We start from the raw sequence: 22,265 nt of genomic DNA on the forward strand, positions 1-22,265 counted from the left end.
CAGAGGCCCACTGCCCTCATGCCAGAGGCCGCGTGCCCTCACGTCAGGGGCAGTTCGACGCGGACCCGCCAGTCGCCGTCGTGCGGTCCCGTGTGCGCCTGGCCGCCGAGCAGCGTCGCCCGCTCGCGAATCCCGCGCAGGCCGCTGCCGCCGCGCCCGGTGGACGTCGCGGGCCCCGACAGGGCGTTGCGCACGTCGAGGGTGAGCAGGCTGTCGTCGGCGGTGACCCGGACGCGTACCGGCACCGGGCCCGCGTGCCGCAGGACGTTGGTCAGGGACTCCTGGAGCATGCGGTAGCCCTCGCGCGACACCGGCCCCGGCAGCTGGTCCACCGGACCCGTCACCTCGGCCTCGACCTTCACGCCCGACGTGCGCGCGGAGTCCAGGAGCCGGTCGGCGTCCACGAGCGTCGGCCGCTGCCGCCCGGGCTGTCCGTCCTCCCGCAGCACCCGGAGCACCCGCTCCAGGTCCTCCAGGGCGTGCCGGCCGGTGTCCTCGATGGCCTCCAGGGCGCGCTCGGTGAACGCCGGGTCGGCGGCGGCCCGCGCGGCACCCGCCTGCACCACCGCGACGGTCAGGGCGTGCCCGATGGAGTCGTGCAGTTCGCGGGCGATGCGGTTGCGTTCCAGGAGCTGCTCGGTGCGCTCCTCCAGGGCGGCGAGGCGCTGGGCGGGGGAGGGGCCGAGGAGGCGCCCGGCGACGGCTGTCATGAAGTGCCCCACCGCCACCACGAAGCCCAGCAGGATCAGCAACGGCACGGGAACGAGCAGCGCGTCCGTCCACCAGGGGCCGTCGGCGAGCGCGGGCAGGACCAGCGCCGGATCCGCCGTGCGCTCCTGCGCCGTCGCGCCGATCAACGCCAGTGTCTGCCCCATGAAGAACCAGGTCACGAAGGCCATCGCGGAGCCCGCCTCGATCCGCAGACCGAGCCAGAGCGCCGTGCGGCAGCGCTCGTTCCAGGAGGCCGACGGCATGACGGAGACACCGGAGCCGGTGGGCGCCGCGTCGTGCGGACCGGCCGCCCCGCGCGCGTGGGCGCCGGGGAACAGCATCAGCCGGGCCTGCAGGCCCTCGGCCCGGCGCATCGCCGGCACCAGACCGGCCGCGACCCCCAGGGGGACCGGCAGCACGAAGAACCCCACGAACACGTCGAGGACCTTCGCGTCCGACATCCCGTAGACCGACGCGCACGTCAAACCGGCGACACAGCCGACGAGCACGTGCAGCCAGCGGGTGTACGTGACCGCGCGGGTGAGCGGTCGCAGGAAGCGGGGCATGCCGTCATCGTGCCAGCACCCGCGCAGGGCCCGGCTCCCCCGCACGGGGGAGACGATCTCCTCGGGCGGGGGAAGCCACAGGGCCGCCCGCACCGCGACGCTGTCCCCATGACCAGCATCGACGTCCAACAGCTCACCAAGGAGTACGGCACCACCCGCGCGGTGGACGACGTGACGTTCAGCGTCCGCCCCGGCCAGGTCACCGGCTTCCTCGGCCCCAACGGCGCCGGAAAGTCCACCACGTTGCGCCTCTTGCTCGGCCTCGACCGGCCCACGTCCGGCACCGCGACCGTCGGCGGACGCCCGTACGCGACGTACGACGAACCGCTCCGCCAGGTCGGCGCCCTGCTCGACGCGCAGGCCGCCCACGGGTCCCGCACCGCCCGCAACCACCTGCTCGCGCTCGCCGCGAGCAACCGGATCGCCCCGCGGCGCGTGGACGAGGTCCTGGAGGAGACCGGCCTGACGGCCGTCGCGGGGCGCCGCGTGAAGACGTACTCCCTGGGCATGCGGCAGCGCCTCGGGATCGCCGCCGCGCTGCTCGGGGACCCCGCCGTGGTGCTCCTGGACGAGCCGTCCAACGGGCTCGACCCCGAAGGGATCATCTGGATCCGTGAGCTGATGCGCGGTCTGGCCCGGGAGGGCCGCACCGTCCTGGTGTCCAGCCACCTCATGAACGAGACCGCGACGTTCGCCGACCACCTGGTGGTCCTCGGCCGCGGCAGGCTGCTCGCGGACACCCCGATGCGGGAGTTCATCGCGGCCCGCAGCCGGCCCAGGGTCCGGGCGCGCACCTCCGACCCGGCCCGGCTGCGCGCGGCCCTCGCCCGCGCGGGGCACGAGCTGACCGCGGCGGGCGACGGCCGCTGGACGGTCGACGGCGTCCGGGCCGAGGAGATCGGCAGGCTCGCCGCCGACGCGGGCGTGCCGATCCTCGAACTCGCCGACGAGGAAGCTTCCTTGGAGGAGGCCTACCTCGCGCTCACCGCCGCCGAGACGGAGTTCTCCGCGTCCGCCGCGGCTCCCACACCTCTCCAGGAGGCCTGACCGTGTCCACGTCCGCCGTGCTGCACTCCGAATGGATCAAGATCAAGTCGCTGCGGGGGAGCGTCGGTTCGCTCCTCGCGGTGTTCGTGGCGACCGTCGCCATCACGGTCCTCGTCTTCGCCACCGTCGGCCGCGCGGAGGCCGACAACGCCGACGCCGAACCCCTCTTCGACGCCTTCTACGCCTTCAACTTCGGGCAGGTCGCCGCCATCAGCTTCGGGGCCACGGCCGTCAGCTCCGAGTACGTGAACGGCGCACTGCGCGTCTCGCTGGCCGCCGTGCCGCGCCGCGGTCTGTTCTACGGCGCGAAGACCGCCGTCCTGGGTGCGGCGGCGCTCCTGGTGGGGCTCGTCACCAGCTTCACCACCTTCCTCGGCGGCCAGGCCTTCCTCGGGGAGTACTCCATCGGGCTCGGCCACCCCGGGGCGGTGCGCGCGTGCGTCGGGGGAGGGGTCTACCTCGCGTTGATGGCACTGTTCGCGGCGGGCCTCGCGGCGGTGCTGCGCAGCGGTGTGGCCGTGCTCAGCGTGCTGATCCCGTTCACCCTGATCGTCCCGTTCGTGATCGGTGACATGGCGGGCGGCGCGGCCCAGTTCCTGCCCGACCGGGCCGGGCAGCAGATCCTGCACGAGGCCCCGGACGGGATGCTCGGTCCCTGGCCGGGACTCGGGGTGACGGCGCTGTGGGCGGCGGCGTCGCTGGCGGCCGGGTGGTGGGCGGTGCGGAGGCGGGACGCGTGAGAAGGCGGGACGGGGTGATGAGGCGCTACGAGGGCGCGGGCGCGGGCCGCTGAGTCCTCGTCAGCCGTCCGATGCCTGACGGACGACCAATTGTCGGTGGCAACGGCTTTACTGGATGCCATGAGCAGCGCAGACCACCTCGCCGCGATCGACCTGCTGCGCGCCCGGGACTTCCCCGAGGCGCCCGGCAGGTCGGAGCACGGCTACGGCGGACCCGGCTTCCACGTCGCGGAGTTGTCGACGTACGACCAGCTGTGGGACGACGACGGCACGGCGCACGAGGAGACGGAGGCGCGGTGCGAGTCCGAGCGCGACGCCCTGAGGGTGCTCCTCGCCGAGCGCTGGGGCGAGCCGCGGGACTTCGGCCTGACCAGTGTCCTCATCCGCGTCATGGCCCAGGAGGCCGACGGCGTGGGCGCGTCGGTCCCCGACCCATGGGCCACGCTCAGCGAGTCCGTCCCCGACGTCCACCTGTGGCGGGCCGACGGGCAGTGGATAGCCCTGGGCGTCGCCCGCTGGGGCGAGCGCCTGGCGGTCCAGCTCCTCGCCGTGATCACGGAGGTCGACCCGCCGTAGCGCGCGGCGGGCGGGCGCGGGCCGTCCGGAGCACGGGGCCGTCTTCCGGGCGACGTGGCCGTCTCCGTTGAGGAGCCGAGCCTCAACGTTCAGGAGCCGAGCTCCGACGTTCAGGAGCCGAGCCCCAACTCCCCGTACACGCCCGGCCCGAAGAACCGCTCCACGTCCGCTTCGGTGACCGACGCCAGCTCGGCGGGCGCCCACTGCGGAGCGCGGTCCTTGTCGACGACCTGGGCCCGCACCCCTTCGGGGAAGTCGGGCGCCGTCAGACAGGCGCACGACACCCGGTACTCCTGGTCGAGCGCCTCCTCCAGGGACCCGAGGGCACGTGCCCGGCGCAGCGCGGCCAACGTGACCTTCAGCGCGGTGGGGGAGCGCGACAGCAGGATCTCGGCGGTCTCCTTCGCCGCCCGCTCGCCGCAGGACTGGAGGCGGTCGACGATCTCCTCCACCGAGTCGGCGGCGTAGCAGGAGTCGATCCACCCGCGGCGCGCGGCGAGTTCGCCCTCCGGGGCGGTATCCGCGTACGCCCGCACGGCGTCCGGCACGTCGGTGTCCGCGAGTGCCGCCGTGAAGTCCGCGAGGCGCTCCGACGGTACGTAGTGGTCGGCGAGGCCGCACAGCAGCGCGTCGCCCGCGCCCACCGACGTGCCGGTCAGCGCCAGATGCGTACCGAGCTCGCCCGGCGCCCGCGTCAGCAGATGCGTGGCGCCGACGTCGAGGACGAAGCCGATGATCGTCTCGGGCATGGCGACCTGGGACCGCTCGGTGACGACGCGCACGTCGCCGTGCGCCGAGACCCCGACACCGCCGCCCATGACATAGCCGTCCATCACCGCCACATACGGCTTGTGGTAGCGCGCGATCCGTGCGTTGAGCAGGTACTCGTCGTGCCAGAACGCCGCCGACGCCGCGCCGCCGCCCGCGAGGATGTCGTCGCGCACGGCCCGGATGTCACCGCCCGCGCACAGACCGCGCTCACCTGCGCCCGTCACGACCACCGTGCGGACCGCGTCGTCGTGCTCCCACGCCGTGAGCGCCTCGTCGATGAGGCGGACCATCGGGTGGTCGAGCGCGTTCAGGGCGCGCGGACGGTTCAGGACGATACGGCCCGCGCGGCCCTCGACCCGCGTCAGCACCGGCGGTGCGTCGACACTCACTGAGCCGAGTCCTCCTTGTTGCCGCCGCTGCCGTTGCCGGGGCTCTTGCCGCCGGTGTCGCTCGTGCCGGTGTCGCTCGTGCCGGCGTCGCCGCTCTCGTCGCCGCCGCTCGGCCCCTGGAACGCGTCCAGGATCCGTTCCGCCGCCGTCGTCGCCGTCAGCGTCCCCTCCCGTACGCGCTGCTCCAGGTCGGGCGCGAGGCGCCGCACGTCGGGGTGCGCGTGCAGGCGGCCGAGGAGCTCGTCGCGGACCATCGTCCACGTCCAGTCGACCTGCTGGTCGCGGCGTTTCGCGGCGAGGCGGCCGGTGGAGTCCAGGAGCGCGCGATGTTGTTCGAGCCGGTCCCAGAGGGTGTCGAGGCCCTTCGACTCGCGGGCGCTACAGCTGAGCACGGGCGGCGTCCAGGCGGCGTCCGACGGGTGCATGAGCCGCAGGGCGCCCGCCAGCTCACGCGCCGCCGAGCGCGCGTCCCGCTCGTGCGGCCCGTCCGCCTTGTTGACCGCGATCACGTCGGCCAGCTCGAGGACGCCCTTCTTGATGCCCTGCAGCTGGTCGCCGGTGCGGGCGAGGGTGAGCAGCAGGAACGTGTCGACCATGTTCGCCACGGCCGTCTCGGACTGGCCGACGCCGACGGTCTCCACGAGCACCACGTCGTACCCGGCCGCCTCCATCACCACGACGGACTCGCGGGTCGCCTTCGCGACGCCGCCGAGCGTGCCCGCCGTGGGCGAGGGCCGCACGAACGCCATCGGGTCCACCGCCAGGCGTTCCATCCGGGTCTTGTCGCCCAGGATGGAGCCGCCCGTCCGCGACGAGGAGGGGTCGACGGCGAGCACCGCGACGCGATGGCCGAGGGACGTCAGCATCGTGCCGAGCGCGTCGATGAACGTCGACTTGCCGACCCCCGGAACGCCGCTGATGCCGATGCGCCGCGCCCGCCCCGAGTGCGGGAGCAACTGCGTCAGCAACTGCTGGGCGAGCACGCGGTGTTCGGCCCTGGTGGACTCCACGAGCGTGATCGCCCGCGCGATGTGCGCGCGCTTGCCGTCGAGTACGCCCTTCACATAAGTGTCGAGATCGATCCTCGGTGCCATGGGCTCAGCGGCTCACAGCTCGGCACTGCCGGAAGCGGCCTCGCCGGGCAGTTCGTGGCCGAGCCCGGCGGCGAGCCGCCGCACCAGGTCGTACGCCGCGTCCGGGATGACCGTGCCGGGCGGGAACACCGCCGCCGCGCCCGCCTCGTGCAGTGCCTCGACGTCCTGCGGGGGAATCACGCCGCCCACGACGATCATGATGTCCTCGCGGCCCTCCTCGGCCAGCTCCGCGCGCAGCGCCGGAACCAGCGTCAGGTGCCCCGCCGCGAGCGAGGAGACGCCGACGATGTGCACGTCCGCCTCGACGGCCTGCCGCGCCACCTCCGCGGGCGTCTGGAACAGCGGGCCGACGTCGACGTCGAAGCCCAGGTCGGCGAAGGCGGTCGCGATGACTTTCTGGCCGCGGTCGTGACCGTCCTGGCCCATCTTGGCGACCAGGATGCGCGGACGGCGGCCCTCGGCCTCCTCGAAGGACTTCACCAGCGCGCGAGTGCGCTCCACGGACGGCGACGGGCCTGCTTCGGTGCGGTACACACCGGAGATCGTACGGATCTGGCCCGCGTGCCGCCCGTACGCCTTCTCCAGGGCGTCGGAGATCTCGCCGACCGTGGCCTTCGCGCGGGCCGCGTCGACCGCGAGCGCGAGGAGGTTGCCCTCGAGGCCGGGGCCCGAGCCGCGCTCGGCCGACGCGGTCAGCTTGCGCAGCGCGTCCTGGCAGACGGCCTCGTCGCGCTCCTCGCGCAGCCGCCGCAGCTTCTCGATCTGCTGGGAGCGCACCGATGAGTTGTCGACCTTCAGGACCTCGATCTGCTCGTCGCTGTCCACGCGGTACTTGTTCACGCCGATCACGGGCTGCCGCCCGGAGTCGATGCGGGCCTGCGTGCGCGCGGCAGCCTCCTCGACGCGCAGCTTCGGGATGCCCGCGTCGATGGCCTGCGCCATGCCGCCCGCGGCCTCGACCTCCTGGATGTGCTGCCAGGCACGGCGCGCCAGGTCGTACGTCAGCTTCTCCACGTACGCGCTGCCGCCCCACGGGTCGATGACCCGGCAGGTGCCCGACTCCTGCTGGAGCAGGAGCTGGGTGTTGCGGGCGATGCGCGCCGAGAAGTCCGTGGGCAGGGCCAGGGCCTCGTCGAGGGCGTTGGTGTGCAGGGACTGGGTGTGGCCCTGCGTCGCCGCCATCGCCTCCACACAGGTGCGCGTCACGTTGTTGAAGACGTCCTGGGCGGTCAGTGACCAGCCCGAGGTCTGCGAATGGGTGCGCAGCGAAAGGGACTTGGCGTTCTTCGGGTCGAACTGCTTGACCAGCTTCGCCCACAGCAGGCGCGCCGCGCGCAGCTTGGCGACCTCCATGAAGAAGTTCATCCCGATCGCCCAGAAGAACGACAGGCGCGGCGCGAACGCGTCCACGTCCAGGCCCGCCTCGCGCCCCGCCCGCAGGTACTCCACGCCGTCGGCGAGCGTGTAGGCCAGTTCCAGGTCGGCCGTCGCACCGGCCTCCTGGATGTGATAGCCGGAGATCGAGATGGAGTTGTAGCGCGGCATCTTCTGCGAGGTGAACGAGAAGATGTCGGAGATGATCCGCATCGAGGGCTTCGGCGGATAGATGTAGGTGTTGCGGACCATGAACTCCTTGAGGATGTCGTTCTGAATGGTCCCCGCCAGCTTCTCCGGCGGCACGCCCTGTTCCTCGGCGGCGACGATGTACAGCGCAAGGACGGGCAGCACGGCGCCGTTCATCGTCATCGACACGGTCATCTTGTCCAGCGGAATGCCGTCGAAGAGCTGCCGCATGTCGTAGATCGAGTCGATCGCCACGCCCGCCATGCCGACGTCACCGGTCACCCGCGGGTGGTCGCTGTCGTAGCCGCGGTGGGTCGGCAGGTCGAAGGCGACGGACAGGCCCTTCTGGCCCGCCGCGAGGTTGCGGCGGTAGAAGGCGTTGGACTCCTGCGCCGTGGAGAAGCCCGCGTACTGCCGGATCGTCCAGGGCTGGTTGACGTACATCGTCGGGTACGGGCCGCGCAGATACGGCGCGACGCCCGGGTAGGTGCCCAGGAAGTCCAGGCCCTCCAGGTCGGCGCCCGTGTACAGCGGCTGGACCGCGATGCCCTCCGGGGTCTCCCACAGCAGGTCGTCGGCGTCCTTGCCGGTGGTCGACTCGACCGCGGCGCGCCACTGCTCGGCGGAGCCCCGCGGGGCCGCGTCCGGCTCCAGGCCGATGCCGGAGAAGTCGGGGATCGTCATGGCGCCACTCCCATGAGGTCGAGGGTGGAGGTGAGCACGGCCACGGCGTCGCAGCCGGCGAAGACATAGGCGTCGACGTCCCCGAACTCACCGGGCCGTCCAGCGAGGAATACCCGCTCAGCGCCCGCCGACTTCAGCGCGGCGGCGACCGCGTCCGCCTCCTCCGCGTACAGGGCGTCGCTGGAGCACAGGCAGGCGACGCGCGCGCCGCTGGCCCGGAAGGCGTCGGCGGCGCTCGTGGCGTCCACCGAGACCGGGTCGTGCACGGCCTCGACGCCGCCCGCCTGGAAGAGGTTCGAGGCGAACGTGGCGCGGGCGGTGTGCGCGGCGGCCGGGCCGAGCGCGGCCAGGAACACCTTGGGGCGGGCGCCGGTCCCGGCGAGGTGGGCGTCGGAGCGGGCGCGCAGGGCTTCGTACGCCTCGTCGCGCCGCACCCGCGGCAGGCCGCCCGTCGGCCCGGCGGGTGCGCTCTCGCGCGCCACGGGCTTCTCGGCGAGGTTCGGGAACTCGCTGACGCCCGTGATGGGTTCGCGGCGCTTGGCGAGCTTCCTGCCGCGCTCCGCCCAGGTCGCCGCCAGGCGGTCACCGAGCATGCCGGAGCGCAGGGCCGCCGCCTGGCCGCCCGCGCGCTCGATCTCCTGGAAGAAGTCCCAGGCGGCGTGCGCCAGTTCGTCGGTGAGCCGCTCCACGTAGTACGAGCCGCCCGCCGGGTCGATGACCCGCGCCAGGTGCGACTCCTCCAGGAGGATCGTCGAGGTGTTGCGGGCGATGCGGCGCGCGAACGCGTCCGGCAGGCCCAGGGAGTGGTCGAACGGCAGCACCGTGACCGCGTCGGCGCCGCCCGCGCCCGCGCTCAGGCAGGCCACGGTCGTGCGCAGCATGTTCACCCACGGGTCGCGGCGCGCCATCATCACCGGCGAGGTCACCACGTGCTGACGCTGCGCGCCCGCGTCGACGTCGCCGCTCGCCTCCGCCACGCGCGCCCAGAGGCGCCGGGCCGCGCGGAGCTTGGCGATGGTGAGGAACTGGTCGGCCGTGGCCGCGTACCGGAACTCCAGCTGCGCGCAGGCCTCTTGCAGGGTGAGGCCCGCGCCGGTGAGCAGGCGCAGATAGGCCACGCCCGTCGCCAGGGACGCGCCCAGCTCCTGCGCGGCCGAGCCGCCCGCCTCGTGGTACGGCAGCGCGTCCACCGTGAGCGCGCGCAGGCCGCCGTACTCTCGGCCGCACAGCCGCGCCAGCTCGACCGACGCGTCCGTGCCCAACTCCGTGCCCGTGCGCGCCTCGTACGCCAGCGGGTCCGCGCCGAGGTTGCCGCGCGCCGCGTCCTTGGCGACGCCCGCGGCCTCGATCAGGCGCAGCAACTCACCGGCTGCGGCCTCGACATCGGCTCCGGCGTCGAGCACGACGGGGGCCAGGTCCAGATAGACGCCGTCGAGCGCCCGCTCCAGACCGGAGACGGGCAGCGCGTCCGGGCCGAGGGTGAGCCACAGCGACGTCACGCCGTTCTCGAGGTCGGCGAGGACTGATTCGTTCGTGCGGGCCGGGTCGCCTGTCGCGTGCCGCTGCCGTACGTCCCAGCCGGTCGCGGCACCGCCCGCGGCGCGCCCGCCGCGTACGAACGGGGCGAAACCCGGATGGCCGACATCGGCCACGGCGTCACGGGCGGTGTACAGGGGGCGGGTGCTGAGCCCGTCCTCGAGCGCGGTGGACAGCGCTTCCTCCGCCGCCGCCCCCGATACGTCCTTACCCGACTTCCGCAGTACGCCCTCCACCAGGCGCTGCCACTGCTCATGGGTCGCATCAGGGAACTCGGCGGCCAGGGAAAGCCCGTCGTCAGGCAGGACCGTCATGTTCCGATGCTAGGGCTCAATCAGGGCCCGGTGCCGGGGCACCGCTGTGACCTTGCACTCTCCCCGTCAGTCTTGAACTCGGACGGCCCGCAAGTTATTACCAGTGGGTAATATATAGGGGTTTCATAGGGGTCGTATCTGTCCGCCGCACGCCCTCAAGCAGGGGTTTTCGCCGACATTCGCGGCGTGGCCTGGGCCGGGACCAACCCCTGTACGGCGTTTTCGCGGACGACGGCGCCGGTGCCGCGAGGAGCGTCGGCGGTGACGTAATGGGTGTACTCGCGGTGCAAGCGGAATCCAGCCGTCCAGGCGAGCAGGCGACTGGGCCGGTTGTCGCGGGCGCAGGACCAGCTCGCGGTGCGGCCGCGGGCCGAAATGTCCGCGGTGAGGGCGGCGACGCAGGCGTGCGCGAGGCCCTTGCGGCGGTGCTCGGGCGCGGTGGCCACGGCCACGTCCTCATACGCGTCGCCCGCGAAGTAGGAGCACGCCACGGCCACGACCCGGTCGCCGCGGTCGAAGGCGGCGACGGCGTGCCCGGAGGCGGCGAGCGCCGAGGGGCCGCCCCAACTGGCGTGGATCCAGTCGGCGTCCGGCCACAGCGCCGCCAGCGCGAGCGCGTCGTCGCCCGTCACCCGGCGCACCCGCACCCCGCGCGGCGGCCGGGGCGCGGCGACGCGCTCCCGGTGGACGTACACCATGCGCTCGTCGGGCACGAGGCGGTCGAAGGCGGCGCCGAGCACGGGCAGGAACCGCGCCGAGGCCACGACATGGCTCGCGCTGAACTGCGCGAGGCCGTCCGGGGAGACGGCACGCGGGTCGCCCCCGAGCAGGACGTGACCGGCGCAGGACACCGCGAGGGCGCGCGGCGCGTCGGTGCGGTCGGCCCACCACTGGCCGGTGCCGTGCGTGCGGACGTGCTCGGGCAGCGCGGCCGTTCCGGGGGCCCCGGCGGCGAACCAGTCGGTGAGGGCGGGAAGTCGGTGCCGCGGGAGCGGGATCACGGGGCGGTCCTCCGGGGGCTCTGGTGGGGTGGGCGGGGCAGGGGTGCCGGGGGGGGGCTGGGTGGTGCGGGGGTCGGCCGGGGCGCGGCGCGGGCGGGAGGTGCGTGGGGTGGGCGGGAGGTGCGTGGGGCGGGGGCGGTGCCGGGCTGCCACGAGTGCAGCGGTGCTGCCATGTGATCGAGCGGTGTTGCCACGAGACAGCGGTGCGTCCTCCGGATCGGGAGGACCGCACCGCTGGCCGTGTGGCGGCAGATTAGCCCTGACCCGCCTTGCCGCCGTGGTTGGACTTCTTCTTGCGGCGGGCCCTCTTCTTGCGTGCGCGCTTGGACATCTAGGCGTTCTCCCCCTTCAAGAGTTGTGGCCGACCAGCAGGGCGGCGAGCTTGTTCAGGCGCTTGACGGTGCGGTCCTCCCGGGCGGCCGCGGCGGGCTCGACCCGCTCGGAGCGGTCGTAGTACGCGCCGTTGACGATCTCGGTGGCCGGGTCGCACAGGCGCACCACGTGTTCCGCGCCCTCGGCGGCCGACGTGCCCTCGTGGGCGTACAGCGGCAGGAGCGCGGTGTCGCACACGCCGGGGTGCACGGACACGGCGGTCACGCGCGGGTCGGCGGCGAAGACGGTGAGCGCGAGCTGCGACTGGGCGTAGGCGGCGAGGCGGGAGTAGCGGCGGGCGCGGTTCGGGTCGCTCCACTGGATGGACGCGGTGCGGTGCAGCGACGAGGAGACGTTGACGACGCGGCCGCCGGGCTCGCTGGTCAGGGACGGCTCGAGGAGGCCCGTCAGGAGGAAGTGGGCGAGGAAGTTCACCTGGAAGGCGATCTCGTTGCCGTCGGCGGTGATGGTGTGGCGCTCCGGCGCGGCCATGCCCGCGTTGTTCACCAGGACGTCCAGGTGCGGGTGTTCGGCGACGACCCGCTCGGCGAGCCGCTCGACTTCCTCCAGATGGGTGAAGTCGGCGGCGAAGGCACGCAGCTTCGACGCGTCGACGCCGGCCATGGCGATGAGCTTGTCGACGGCGGCCTGGGCATCGTCGGCGGTGCGGCCGTGCACGAGCACGGTGACGCCGCGCTCGGCGAGGAGACGCGCGGTCTCGTAGCCGATGCCGGAGGTGGCTCCGGTGACGAGCGCGGTGCGCCCGGACAGAGAGGCAGAAGACATGTCTGATCCTGTGGTGGAGGCATGCCGGGGCAGCCCCCGGTGAGGGCTCGCGGCATGCGATACGAAATGGCCGTGCGCGCTCTTCAGGAGCGCCGGTCACGGCGGAGGAGGGTGCGGTGCGGCGTCAGCGCACCGTGCTGTGAACAGGGCGCGAGACCGGCACCGCCGTATGAGGCGGCCGGTCGTCATGGCGCACGAAGCAGTTCACGTCGACCATCTAACTGGCCCGTGAGCTGCGCTTCAAGCGCTGCTCACGGGCTTTGACGGGGCCCTGATGCGGGGCCCCGCGGAGGCGTCCGGGACGGATGTCCGGGACGGACCTCCGGGAGGTGCGTCTGGCAGGGGCGGTCGGGAAAGACGTCCGGGAAGATGTCCGGGAACCGGTCTCGGGAAACGGGCGTCAGCTGAGTCCCGGGATCGTCGACACCACCAGGTCGATCAGCTTGATGCCGAGGAAGGGCAGCACGAGCCCACCGAGTCCGTAGACCGCCAGGTTGCGCCGCAGCAGGTCGTGCGCGGACGCGGGGGTGTAGCGCACGCCGCGCAGGGCGAGCGGGATCAGCGCGACGATGATCAGGGCGTTGAAGATGATCGCCGAGGTGATCGCGGACTTCGGACTGTGCAGCCCCATGATGTTCAGGGACTCCAGGCCCGGATAGGCCCCCGCGAACATCGCCGGGATGATCGCGAAGTACTTCGCGACGTCATTGGTGATCGAGAAGGTGGTCAGGGCGCCGCGGGTGATCAGCAACTGCTTGCCGATCTCCACGATCTCGATGAGCTTGGTCGGGTTGGAGTCCAGGTCCACCATGTTCCCGGCCTCCTTGGCGGCCGAGGTACCGGTGTTCATGGCCACGCCGACGTCGGCCTGCGCGAGCGCGGGCGCGTCATTCGTGCCGTCACCCGTCATCGCGACCAGCTTGCCGCCCTCCTGCTCCTGCTTGATCAGGGCGAGCTTGTCCTCGGGCGTGGCCTCCGCGAGGAAGTCGTCCACGCCCGCCTCCCGGGCGATGGCGCGCGCCGTGAGCGCGTTGTCACCCGTGATCATGACGGTGCGGATGCCCATGCGGCGCAGCTCGGCGAACCGCTCCCGGATGCCGTTCTTCACCACGTCCCTGAGCTGCACCACGCCGAGGACGCGCGGCCCGTCCCAGTCGTGCACGGCGACAAGGAGCGGAGTCCCGCCGGCCGCGGCGACGGAGTCGGCGAACATCCGGGCCTGCGGCGGTACCTGGCCGCCGCGCAGCTCCACCCAGGTGATGACCTGGCTGGCCGCGCCCTTGCGGATGGTGCAGGCGGCGCCGTTGTCCCAGCGCAGGTCGATGCCGCTCATCCGGGTCTGGGCGGTGAACTCCACGAACTGCGCGTTGGCCAGCTCGCCCTGCGCCGGTGCGCGCAGCCCGTACTTGTTCTTGGCGTGCACGACGATGGAGCGGCCCTCGGGCGTGTCGTCGGCCAGCGACGACAGCTGGGCGGCGTCCGCCAGGTGCAGTTCGTCGACACCGGGCAGCGGCATGAAGGCGTCCGCCTCGCGGTTGCCGAGCGTGATGGTGCCGGTCTTGTCGAGCAGCAGCGTGTTCACATCGCCCGCGGCCTCGACGGCCCGGCCCGACATGGCGAGCACGTTGCGCTGCACGAGCCGGTCCATGCCCGCGATGCCGATGGCGGAGAGGAGCGCGCCGATCGTCGTCGGGATCAGTGTCACGAGGAGCGCGACGAGCACGGTCGTGGGCTGCGCCGCGTTCGCGTACGAAGCCATCGACTGCAGGCTCACGACGACCAGCACGAACACGATGGTGAGCGCCGCGAGCAGGATGTTGAGGGCTATCTCGTTCGGCGTCTTCTGTCGTGACGCGCCCTCGACTAGGGAGATCATCCGGTCCAGGAAGGAGTGGCCGGAGCGCGACGTCACCCGCACGACGATCCGGTCGGACAGCACCGTCGTACCGCCCGTGACGCCGCTGCGGTCGCCGCCCGACTCGCGGATGACCGGTGCCGACTCACCCGTGACCGCGGACTCGTCGACCGCCGCGACCCCGTCGACCACATCGCCGTCCGCCGGGATCAGCTCGCCCGCCTCGACCAGGACGAAGTCGAAGGGCCGCAGCTCGGTCGCGGCCACCGCCTCCGTCTCCGCGTCCCGCAGATCCGTGCCCACCCGCCAGTTGTGCCGCAGCCGCAGGGCGACCGTGTCCGTGCGCGCCTTGCGCAGCGCGAGCGCCTGCGCCTTGCCCCGGCCCTCCGCCACCGCCTCCGCGAGGTTCGCGAAGACGAGGGTCAGCCACAGCCAGACACTGATGATCCACGAGAACACCGACGGGTCGAACACCGCGGTCCCCGTCGTGATCACCGCGCCGCAGCCCACCACGAACAGCACGGGGTTCTTGACCAGCGCGCGCGGGCGCAGCTTGTGCAGTGCGTCGGGGAACGACTTCAGGACCTGCACGGGATCGACGAGGCCGCCGGGGCGGACGCGCCGACGGCCGGGACGGCTCTCGGGACTGCGCCCGGACGACTGGCTCTCGGGCGCCTGGGGAGCCTGCTGCGGGGCGGCGGGAAGCATCGGTGAAGGTGACTTTCTGGTGGGGGAGCGGCCACGGAGCGCGGCCGTGCGGAGAGGAAGCTAGCGGTCCGCACCTCGCCAAATCACCTTCGCAGCAGGGAATTTACGACCCCCTGACAGCCCCTCGTGGCCATCCGTCAAGCCTTCGTCAAGAAGGCCTGGTGGCGCATCAGGGGGGCGTCAACAAAACCGGGAAGCGCCGCGGTGGACCCAAGACTGATCACCACGGGGGAACGGGCGAACGAGTCCGTGATGTGAGGTCGGAGGGCGCGTGACGATCACCTCCGGCAGTACGCACAGTCCAGACGCGGGGGCCGGGGCTGTGCCAGCCGCACATCATGATCCGGTCGTCCGTCCGAACGGACGTCCCGACCCGCGGCTCAGAGGGGGGCCGCGGGCCGGGCGTCCGCAACGACCGGACGCCCGGCGGCACTTACACCGCCTGGGGTCGTCGTCGCCGCCGGTCTGGCTCCGGCTCTAGCTGCGGCTGCTCCGCGCCGTGCTGTCGCTGCTCGCCGCAGCGCTCGCGGCGCTGCTCACCGCGGCGGGTTTCGCCGCGCTCGGTGCCTGGGGCGCCGTGGCCGACCGTGATGCGCCCGCACCACCAGCGCGGCCCTGCGCAGCTACCAGGAACTCGTCGGGCGCGCCCTGGAGGACGACGTCCGCTCCGGCGGCAAGGCCGCGGCCCTGCTGAGCTGATCGCGGTCCTCGCCGCGCTCCGACGGCACCTCGCGCGGCGCGACGGCTTCGACTCCGTCGTGGCACCGTCGCGTGCCCACGCCACGGTGTACGACGCCAACGCCGACGAGAGCCGCTACCTGCTGATGAAGGACCGGCGCGGGCAGTGCCGGAACTCGTTCTTCGCCAAGTCGCAGAACCTGTACGGCATTCCCGGCACCACGCCGCCACGCACGACACGCGGCTCGACGAGACCTGGCGCGCCCACCGCTCCGACCGCCGCGTCCTGCCCTTCACCGGCGAGTTCCGGCGCGACCTCGACAACATCACCTTCCCCGGCGAACGCGCCGCCGCGGAGGCTGGCCGAGTTCCGGGGAGGCGGGCTCGTCAACTCTCCGTCTGCGGCCGTGAGTCGGGGACCGGGTCCAGCGCGTGGTGGGCACACCATCCGCGAGGCGTTCAAGCGGAACGCGCGGCGGGTCCTCGCCGTCCGCAGCACGGGCCCTCGCCGCCATGTGGCGCGGCCGCGGTCTCGACGGCCTGATGACAGGTGTGCAGCCGCTGCGCGCGAACTGCGGCCTGGGCACACCGGAATGATCAGCTCCCGCGGTGTGCGGCGACCCCGTGAACGAGTCATGGCCAAAACGTAAGAGAGGCGTCAACGGTGTCCCGGCCGCCGTATGAGAGACGTCAAGAGAGACGGTGAACCCGCTGGTGGGCGCTTTGCTTCAGAGGACCGCACAATCTTGTGGGCTCGGCCCGCACGCACTTTCAGGAGGCGGCACACCGATGACCCGGGTGCTGGTGGTCGAGGACGACCCACAGCTCGTACGGGCTCTGGAGATCAACCTCAAGGCACGCAAGTACGAGGTGGACGCTGCGGTCGACGGGGGCACGGCCCAGCGTCTGGCCGCGGCACGTCCGCCGGACGTGGTCCTCCTTGATCTCGGGCTGCCCGACATGGACGGCATCGACGTGGTGCGGTGGCTGCGGGGCTTCAGCCGCGCCCCCATCCTCGTCGTGTCCGCCCGCCAGGCCTCCGACGAGAAGGTCGCGGCGCTCGACGCGGGCGCCGACGACTACATCACCAAACCGTTCAGCATGGACGAACTCCTCGCCCGGCTGCGGGCCGCCGCCCGCAGAACCCGCTCCGAGGAGCGCGGCGAGACCTCCGCGCTCGTCGAGACCGAGGGCTTCACCCTCGACCTGCTCGCCAAGAAGGCCTTACGGGACGGCCGCGCCGTGCGTCTCACCCCCACCGAGTGGCACCTCCTGGAAGTCCTGGTCCGCCACCGCGGCCGCCTGGTCAGCCAGCAGCAACTGCTCGGCGAGGTCTGGGGGCCTTCGCACAGCACGCGGACCAACTACCTGCGGGTGTATATGGCGCAACTGCGGCGCAAGTTGGAGCCTGATCCGGCGCATCCCCGGCATCTGATCACCGCACCGGGGATGGGGTATCGGTTCGAGGGGTAGGGATGGTGCCCCGGGTGTGCGGGGTGCGGTTGTCGCGCGTGCGGGGTGAGGTCAGCCGCTTGTGCGGGGTGAGGGCGGCTGCTTGTCCGGGCTGCGGCCGACCGCTTGTCCGGGCTGCGGGTGCGGCTGTCCGGCGCGCGGGGTGCGGCTGGTGACCCTGCCGCGGTCGGGCTCAGGAGACGCTGTCGGCCGACGCCCCGCTGTCCCGCAGGTCGGCGACCACTGCCGCGTGGTCGGACGGCCAGACACCGTCGACCGGGCCGTCGCCCGCGCGCCGCACCGAGCGCACCGCGCCGAGGCAGCCGGGGCCCGGTGGCCCGACGTGGATGTAGTCGATCCGAACGCTCGGGTCGTACGAGGGCGCCACGTACGGGTTCGCCGCGTCCCAGGTGGCGGCCGCCGCGCCCGGCTCGGCATACTCCCAGGAGTCCAGGAGCGACTGCCCCGGCACGGCGGCCGTCGTCCTCCTCCCCCGTCCGACGGGGGCAGTTGTGCGACGGCCCGGTCCACGACGGGCCACCGGCTGAGGACCGCGTTGCCGATCGCCGCCTCCGGATCACCGATCCGCCGTTGCCATCGCCCCGGCGCCCGCGACGGCTCCCACGTCCAGCGCAGGCCCAACTCGTCCGCGAGCCTCCCGGCGACGTTCTCGCCGCCCCGCTCCCAGACCTCCTGCAGGCCGACGACGTCCGGCCGCAGCTCGCGCAGCACCGTGAGAATCGCCTTCCGCCGCTGCTCCCAGGGCCCGTACCGCCACCATACGTTCCACGTCAGTATGCGCACGTACGTCCCCACTCGCCCGGGTCCCCGAGCCGGGCCACGCGTCAGCAGAGTGTCAGCGTGCGCCGAATCACCGTCAACGGCTCGTCATTTCCGGTCGGTTGACACCCCGTGCCGGGCATACCGTCACTGTGTGCCCGGTGCTCGCCGCCGGGTCCACGGCGACCGCCCAACCCGACGAGGGCCTGCCGAGGCTCCTCAAGGAGGAATCCCATGACGCAGCAACTGGTGTGCGGAGAAGACCCCGAGCCTTCCGAACGCGGCCCGGCCGGACCGCTGTTCGTTCCCGTCCGGCCGGGACCCGCGGGCTGTGTCGCCCGCCTGTTCCGCACCCCTGTCGGCGGCCGCACGGCCGTCGCCTTCACGACACCGCAACGCCTCACCGACGAACTCGGCGCCCGGCAGCCCTGGATCCGGCTCTCCGAACCCGCCCTGCGTGCGCTCACCGAGCCGCTCGGCGTCCCTCGGGTCACCGTCGACCCCTGCCTCACGCCCCGCTCGGCATCAACGGACCGCACCTCCACCACCACCGGCCGCACTCCGGGCTCCCCGGCTCCCCGGCGCACCCCCGCCTCGTCCGCCCCACGGCTCACGCCCGCCGCACCCCGGCCCGTCGCCGCCTCCGCGGACACCGGCCCGCGTGTCTCCCGTTGGCGGGACTGGGACCCCCAGGCCGTCGGAGCGCTGCGCGTCACCGGAGCGGCGGCGGTCGTCGGCGCGCTGACCGCCTGGATCGGCTGAACCAGCGGTTCCTCGGGCCGAGGGTGGTGCTCGACAGCGCTCCCGTGCGCGGGGACCGCTACCCACGCCTGGGAACCGGGTTCCCGCACCTGAGGACCGAGTTCCCGCACCTGAGGACCCGGTCCCCGCACACCGGACGACAAGGTCTCCGCAGTCCGAGAACTGGCAGCCCGAGAACTGGCACCGGAGACTCGGCGCCGACGGGCCGCGGAGACCAGCCATCGCAGGCGCCGAGGAAGCCGCGGCCGCTGATGACGTCGACGCCGCCGGAGGCGCCACGGACGACGCGCCCGCTGGTGCCGCAGCCACCAGCGACGTCCCCGGCGTCGTTGATGCCACTGACGTCACCGAGACGCAAGATCTGCCCCCCCCGGCGCCGGGGCAGCCCGACGGAGCGCGACTGGACGGGCCCGACGGGGCGGGACCGGGCGGTCCGACGGGGCGGGACTGGACAGCCCGACGGGCGCGAGCGGCCGATGCCCACGAGGCGAGCACGACGGCGTCCCGCCGAGAGCACCACGCGCCCGGGACGAGGACGACGTGAAGACGACGACGTGAAGACGACGAGGCGAAAAGAGAAGCCAGCCATGACCCTTGCGGACATCCCCGCGACACCCGGCCACCCCCCGGTCACCGTCGACGCCCCGCCCATGGACGCGGCCGACGACCTGACCGTGTGGCCGATCTCCACCACGCGGCTCGCGCACGGAGGCCTGGCCGTCGGCGGCGTACCGCTCACCGAGATCGCCGACCGCTTCGGCACCCCCGCCTACCTCCTCGACGAAGCCGACGTACGCGAGCGCTGCCGCACCTATCTGCACGTCTTCCCCGACACCGACGTCCTGTACGCGGCCAAGGCGTTCCTGTGCCGTGCCATGGCGCACTGGGTCGAGGAGGAGGGCCTGGGCCTCGACGTCTGCTCCGCCGGTGAACTCGAACTCGCCGTCACCACCGGCTTCCCGGCGGCCCGCATCGTCCTGCACGGCAACGCCAAGAGCCCGGAGGACCTGCGCGCCGCTCTGCGCCTCGGCGTCGGACGCATCGTCATCGACAGCGCCTCGGAAATCGCCCGTCTCGCCGCGGCCGTACCGCCCGGCAGCCGCCAGAAGGTCCTGGTCCGCGTCGTCCCCGGCATCGCCGCGGGCGGCCACAGCAAGATCCAGACGGGCACGGACGACCAGAAGTTCGGCCTGTCCATCACCGACGGCTCCGCCCAGCACGCCATCGCCCGCATCCTCGACCAGCCCGGCCTGGAACTGGTCGGCCTGCACTGCCACCTGGGCTCCCAGATCACCTCCGACAAGCCGTTCCTGTGCGCCGTACGCCGCCTCGTCGGGCTGATGGCCCGCATCAAGGACCACCACGGCATCACGCTCCCCGAACTGGACCTCGGCGGCGGCCACGGCATCGCCTACCGCCCCGGCGAGGACGCCCTCGACATCACCACCCTCGCCCGCAAGGTACGCGCCGAACTCACCGAGAGCTGCGCCGCCGCCGGCCTCGCCGTACCCCGCCTGGTCGTCGAACCAGGGCGCGCCATCGCGGGCCCCGCGGGCGTCGCCCTCTACCGGGTCCTGTCGGTCAAGCGCACCAGCGACCGCACCTTCGTCGCCGTCGACGGCGGCATGAGTGACAACCCGCGGCCCGCGCTGTACGGCGTGCGCTATCTGCCGCGGCTCATCGGCCGCCGCTCCACCGCCGCGTCCGCACCCGTGACCGTCGTCGGCCGGCACTGCGAAGCGGGCGACGTGCTCGCCGCCGACGTCCAACTCCCGGCCGATACCCGGCCCGGGGACCTCCTCGCCGTCCCCGTCGCGGGCGCCTACCACCTGTCGATGGCCTCCGGCTACAACCTCGTCGGCCGGCCCCCGGTGGTCGCCGTCGCCGACGGCCACGCCCGACTCCTCGTGCGCCGCGAGTCCCTGGAGGACTTCCGCAGCCGGGACGTCGGCCTCTAGGGCCGCGCTCTCAAGGCCGGACGTCGGCGCGGCCGGGCACCCGCCCCGTCGGCGTCACGTGCCGAGAAAGCGCAGGATCGCCAGCACACGGCGGCTGTAGCCGGTGACGTCGGTCAGCTCCAACTTGTCGAAGATGGCGTTCACATACTTCTCGACGGCGCTCTGCGAGACGTGCAACTGCTTCGCGATGGCCGCGTTCGTATGCCCCTGCGCCATCTTGGCGATGACCTCCCGCTCCCGGTCGGTCAGCCGCTGCAACGGGTCCACCTGGCGGCTGAACGTCAGCAACTGGCGCACGACCTCCGGGTCGAAGGCCGTCCGGCCCGCACCCACGCGATCGAGCGCGTCCAGAAACTCGTCGACCTGCACGACCCGGTCCTTGAGCAGATATCCGACCCCTTCCGTGGCCGTGGTCAACAGGTCCGTGGCGTAACGCCGTTCGACGTACTGCGACAGCACCAGGACACCCGTGTCCGGCCAGTTCTTGCGGATCTCCAGCGCGGCCCGCAACCCTTCGTCGGTGTGTGTCGGCGGCATCCGCACATCCACCACGGCGGCGTCCGGCGGATCGGCGGCGATCGCTTCGAGCAGAGCCTCCGCGTCCCCGACGGACGCCGTCACCTCATGCCCCTCCTCGACGAGCAGCCGGGTCAGCCCCTCACGCAGCAGCGTCGAGTCGTCGGCGAGTATTACGCGCATGGCAGCTCCGCTGTGATGACTGTGGGACCTCCGGCCGGGCTGGCCACGGACAACGTACCGTCGAGCGCCGCGATCCTCCGGCTCAGGCCAAGCAGCCCACTGCCGGAGGCGTCGGCTCCGCCCCTGCCGTCGTCCTCGACCCGCAGTCGCAGCAGCTCACCAGCACGGTCGGCCCGCACCGTGACCTGCCCGGCGCCGGAGTGCTTGACCGCGTTCGTCACGGCCTCGGCGGCGACGAAGTAGGCGACCGCCTGCGCTGTCGGCGGCGGGGTGTCCCGCAACTCGCAGGAGAGCCGGACGGGTATCGCGGCACGCTCGGCGACCGTTTCCAGTGCGGCGGCCAGCCCGCCCTCGTCGAGCGCCGCCGGATACACGCGCCACGCCACGTCCCTGAGTTCCACCAACGCCTGCTGCGACTCCTCATGGGCCTGCCGGAGCAGCTCCGACGACTTCTCCGGGTCCGGGGTGCGGCGGGCCCGGCCGAGCAGCATGCCGAGCGCGACCAGGCGCTGCTGGACGCCGTCGTGCAGGTCACGCTCGATGCGTCGCCGCTCGTCGTGGACGGCCTCCACGACGCCGGCCCGGCTCTTGGCCAGCTCGCCGATGCGGCGCTCCAGGGTCTGGCGGTCGCTGGGGCCGAGGAAGTGGCGTATGAGCTGCTCGTCCATCAGCGCCACCGCGTGCACGCCCTGTATGCACAGGAAGAGCAGGAAGAGACCGCCGAACGCGGCGGGTGCGACGGTCAGCGACCACCGGTCGAGGTCGAAGTCGATCAGGAACCAGCCCCACACCAGCAGTGACGCATAGCCGGCGCCGACCGCGGCGGCCAGCAGCACCACGCCGCCCAGCAGCCCCACCGTCCAGCGGGTGGCCACATAGGACAGGGCGGGCATGCCGGTCAGCGGCGCGGCCAGGTCCGCGGTGCCGGTGTCGTACCAGCGGGCCATCCGACGGCGCTGCAACTCTGCCCACCAGCGGGCGACCGTGAGTATCCGTGTCTCGCCACGGCGGTCGTCGGCGGACCGCCCGAGCGTGACGAGCAGCCACAGCCCGGACGCGAGTGTCATGGCCAACTCGGCGACGGCGCTGAGAGATCCGAGCAGGACCCCGGCGGCGACGCGCAGTCGGCGGGCGAGAAAGTTTCGCATGATCAATGACGCTAGCCGAGCGGTGCGCGGAGCGGACTGCGGAAAACCGCAAAGCTGGCTGCGGTAGTCCGCAGA

The 22,265-nt window shown here is 72.7% G+C and carries 17 protein-coding genes and 1 pseudogene; 6 read left to right on the forward strand and 12 right to left on the reverse strand.

What is annotated here, in order from left to right:
* Window positions 1–38: 38 nt before the first annotated feature.
* Window positions 39–1,277 carry a sensor histidine kinase gene (locus ACZ6BG_RS14795; protein WP_469000581.1) on the reverse strand — a complete coding sequence of 413 codons (1,239 nt, stop codon included), beginning with the start codon at window positions 1,275–1,277 and terminating at the stop codon, window positions 39–41.
* A 108-nt stretch (window positions 1,278–1,385) separates the two neighbouring features.
* Between ACZ6BG_RS14795 and ACZ6BG_RS14800 the strand changes: the two genes are divergently transcribed.
* From ACZ6BG_RS14800 to ACZ6BG_RS14810, 3 genes are all read left to right on the forward strand, one after another.
* Complete coding sequence (locus ACZ6BG_RS14800; RefSeq protein ID WP_469000588.1) at window positions 1,386–2,324, forward strand: ABC transporter ATP-binding protein; 939 nt, start codon at window positions 1,386–1,388, stop codon at window positions 2,322–2,324.
* Entirely contained in the window at window positions 2,321–3,064 is a 744-nt protein-coding gene (locus tag ACZ6BG_RS14805) for an ABC transporter permease (protein WP_469002899.1), read from the forward strand. Before ACZ6BG_RS14800 ends, ACZ6BG_RS14805 begins: the two co-directional genes overlap by 4 nt.
* Before the next feature lie 120 nt (window positions 3,065–3,184).
* Window positions 3,185–3,640, forward strand: coding sequence for a hypothetical protein (locus ACZ6BG_RS14810; RefSeq protein ID WP_469000593.1), 456 nt, complete (start codon window positions 3,185–3,187; stop codon window positions 3,638–3,640).
* A gap of 110 nt (window positions 3,641–3,750) precedes the next feature.
* On the opposite strand, the gene ACZ6BG_RS14815 is transcribed toward ACZ6BG_RS14810, so the two are convergent.
* From ACZ6BG_RS14815 to kdpB, 8 genes are all read right to left on the reverse strand, one after another.
* Window positions 3,751–4,800 (reverse strand): enoyl-CoA hydratase/isomerase family protein, encoded by a 1,050-nt coding sequence (locus ACZ6BG_RS14815; protein ID WP_469000598.1) that lies wholly within the window; start codon window positions 4,798–4,800, stop codon window positions 3,751–3,753.
* The gene (meaB, locus tag ACZ6BG_RS14820; protein ID WP_469000601.1) at window positions 4,797–5,894 is read right to left on the reverse strand and encodes a methylmalonyl Co-A mutase-associated GTPase MeaB; all 1,098 of its coding nucleotides are present in this window, start codon (window positions 5,892–5,894) and stop codon (window positions 4,797–4,799) included. The genes ACZ6BG_RS14815 and meaB overlap by 4 nt, the downstream gene beginning before the upstream one ends.
* A 12-nt stretch (window positions 5,895–5,906) precedes the next feature.
* Window positions 5,907–8,141, reverse strand: coding sequence for a methylmalonyl-CoA mutase (gene scpA, locus ACZ6BG_RS14825; protein ID WP_469000604.1), 2,235 nt, complete (start codon window positions 8,139–8,141; stop codon window positions 5,907–5,909).
* Window positions 8,138–9,991: a methylmalonyl-CoA mutase family protein gene (locus tag ACZ6BG_RS14830; protein WP_469000606.1), complete on the reverse strand. Its 1,854-nt coding sequence runs from the start codon at window positions 9,989–9,991 to the stop codon at window positions 8,138–8,140. The genes scpA and ACZ6BG_RS14830 overlap by 4 nt, the downstream gene beginning before the upstream one ends.
* Before the next feature lie 155 nt (window positions 9,992–10,146).
* Window positions 10,147–10,992, reverse strand: a complete 846-nt coding sequence (locus ACZ6BG_RS14835) for a GNAT family N-acetyltransferase (protein WP_469000611.1) — start codon at window positions 10,990–10,992, stop codon at window positions 10,147–10,149.
* Between the two features lie 253 nt (window positions 10,993–11,245).
* Window positions 11,246–11,323 (reverse strand): 50S ribosomal protein bL37, encoded by a 78-nt coding sequence (locus tag ACZ6BG_RS14840; protein WP_469002901.1) that lies wholly within the window; start codon window positions 11,321–11,323, stop codon window positions 11,246–11,248.
* A gap of 17 nt (window positions 11,324–11,340) precedes the next feature.
* Window positions 11,341–12,150: an SDR family NAD(P)-dependent oxidoreductase gene (locus ACZ6BG_RS14845; RefSeq protein WP_469000615.1), complete on the reverse strand. Its 810-nt coding sequence runs from the start codon at window positions 12,148–12,150 to the stop codon at window positions 11,341–11,343.
* Between the two features lie 400 nt (window positions 12,151–12,550).
* Window positions 12,551–14,713 carry a potassium-transporting ATPase subunit KdpB gene (gene kdpB / locus ACZ6BG_RS14850; protein ID WP_469000618.1) on the reverse strand — a complete coding sequence of 721 codons (2,163 nt, stop codon included), beginning with the start codon at window positions 14,711–14,713 and terminating at the stop codon, window positions 12,551–12,553.
* A 1,467-nt stretch (window positions 14,714–16,180) separates the two neighbouring features.
* Here kdpB and ACZ6BG_RS14855 point away from each other — a divergent pair.
* The gene (locus ACZ6BG_RS14855; protein ID WP_469000622.1) at window positions 16,181–16,864 is read left to right on the forward strand and encodes a response regulator; all 684 of its coding nucleotides are present in this window, start codon (window positions 16,181–16,183) and stop codon (window positions 16,862–16,864) included.
* Between the two features lie 172 nt (window positions 16,865–17,036).
* Here the strand turns inward: ACZ6BG_RS14855 and ACZ6BG_RS14860 are convergent.
* Window positions 17,037–17,647 (reverse strand): annotated as a pseudogene (locus ACZ6BG_RS14860) (endonuclease/exonuclease/phosphatase family protein).
* A 210-nt stretch (window positions 17,648–17,857) separates the two neighbouring features.
* On the opposite strand from ACZ6BG_RS14860, the gene ACZ6BG_RS14865 reads away from it, so the two are divergent.
* The gene (locus ACZ6BG_RS14865; RefSeq protein ID WP_469000625.1) at window positions 17,858–18,385 is read left to right on the forward strand and encodes an SAV_915 family protein; all 528 of its coding nucleotides are present in this window, start codon (window positions 17,858–17,860) and stop codon (window positions 18,383–18,385) included.
* A gap of 650 nt (window positions 18,386–19,035) precedes the next feature.
* Window positions 19,036–20,343, forward strand: a complete 1,308-nt coding sequence (gene lysA, locus ACZ6BG_RS14870; protein WP_469002904.1) for a diaminopimelate decarboxylase — start codon at window positions 19,036–19,038, stop codon at window positions 20,341–20,343.
* Window positions 20,344–20,397: 54 nt separating this feature from the next.
* Here lysA and ACZ6BG_RS14875 read toward each other — a convergent pair whose 3' ends face one another.
* Complete coding sequence (locus ACZ6BG_RS14875) at window positions 20,398–21,042, reverse strand: response regulator (RefSeq protein ID WP_469000627.1); 645 nt, start codon at window positions 21,040–21,042, stop codon at window positions 20,398–20,400.
* Window positions 21,033–22,190 (reverse strand): sensor histidine kinase, encoded by a 1,158-nt coding sequence (locus tag ACZ6BG_RS14880; RefSeq protein ID WP_469000632.1) that lies wholly within the window; start codon window positions 22,188–22,190, stop codon window positions 21,033–21,035. The genes ACZ6BG_RS14875 and ACZ6BG_RS14880 overlap by 10 nt, the downstream gene beginning before the upstream one ends.
* Between the last annotated feature and the right edge of the window lie 75 nt (window positions 22,191–22,265).

It is taken from the genome of Streptomyces sp. NPDC041205 (genome assembly GCF_055591765.1).

What these genes read in the sequence shown, in the direction of transcription:
- ACZ6BG_RS14840 (WP_469002901.1), bottom strand. Translation starts at nt 11,323, where the DNA reads ATGTCCAAGCGCGCACGCAAGAAGAGGGCCCGCCGCAAGAAGAAGTCC.
- ACZ6BG_RS14795 (WP_469000581.1), bottom strand. Translation starts at nt 1,277, where the DNA reads ATGCCCCGCTTCCTGCGACCGCTCACCCGCGCGGTCACGTACACCCGC.
- kdpB (WP_469000618.1), bottom strand. Translation starts at nt 14,713, where the DNA reads ATGCTTCCCGCCGCCCCGCAGCAGGCTCCCCAGGCGCCCGAGAGCCAG.
- ACZ6BG_RS14830 (WP_469000606.1), bottom strand. Translation starts at nt 9,991, where the DNA reads ATGACGGTCCTGCCTGACGACGGGCTTTCCCTGGCCGCCGAGTTCCCT.
- meaB (WP_469000601.1), bottom strand. Translation starts at nt 5,894, where the DNA reads ATGGCACCGAGGATCGATCTCGACACTTATGTGAAGGGCGTACTCGAC.
- ACZ6BG_RS14810 (WP_469000593.1), top strand. Translation starts at nt 3,185, where the DNA reads ATGAGCAGCGCAGACCACCTCGCCGCGATCGACCTGCTGCGCGCCCGG.
- ACZ6BG_RS14800 (WP_469000588.1), top strand. Translation starts at nt 1,386, where the DNA reads ATGACCAGCATCGACGTCCAACAGCTCACCAAGGAGTACGGCACCACC.
- ACZ6BG_RS14875 (WP_469000627.1), bottom strand. Translation starts at nt 21,042, where the DNA reads ATGCGCGTAATACTCGCCGACGACTCGACGCTGCTGCGTGAGGGGCTG.
- scpA (WP_469000604.1), bottom strand. Translation starts at nt 8,141, where the DNA reads ATGACGATCCCCGACTTCTCCGGCATCGGCCTGGAGCCGGACGCGGCC.
- lysA (WP_469002904.1), top strand. Translation starts at nt 19,036, where the DNA reads ATGGACGCGGCCGACGACCTGACCGTGTGGCCGATCTCCACCACGCGG.
- ACZ6BG_RS14880 (WP_469000632.1), bottom strand. Translation starts at nt 22,190, where the DNA reads ATGCGAAACTTTCTCGCCCGCCGACTGCGCGTCGCCGCCGGGGTCCTG.
- ACZ6BG_RS14845 (WP_469000615.1), bottom strand. Translation starts at nt 12,150, where the DNA reads ATGTCTTCTGCCTCTCTGTCCGGGCGCACCGCGCTCGTCACCGGAGCC.
- ACZ6BG_RS14855 (WP_469000622.1), top strand. Translation starts at nt 16,181, where the DNA reads ATGACCCGGGTGCTGGTGGTCGAGGACGACCCACAGCTCGTACGGGCT.
- ACZ6BG_RS14865 (WP_469000625.1), top strand. Translation starts at nt 17,858, where the DNA reads ATGACGCAGCAACTGGTGTGCGGAGAAGACCCCGAGCCTTCCGAACGC.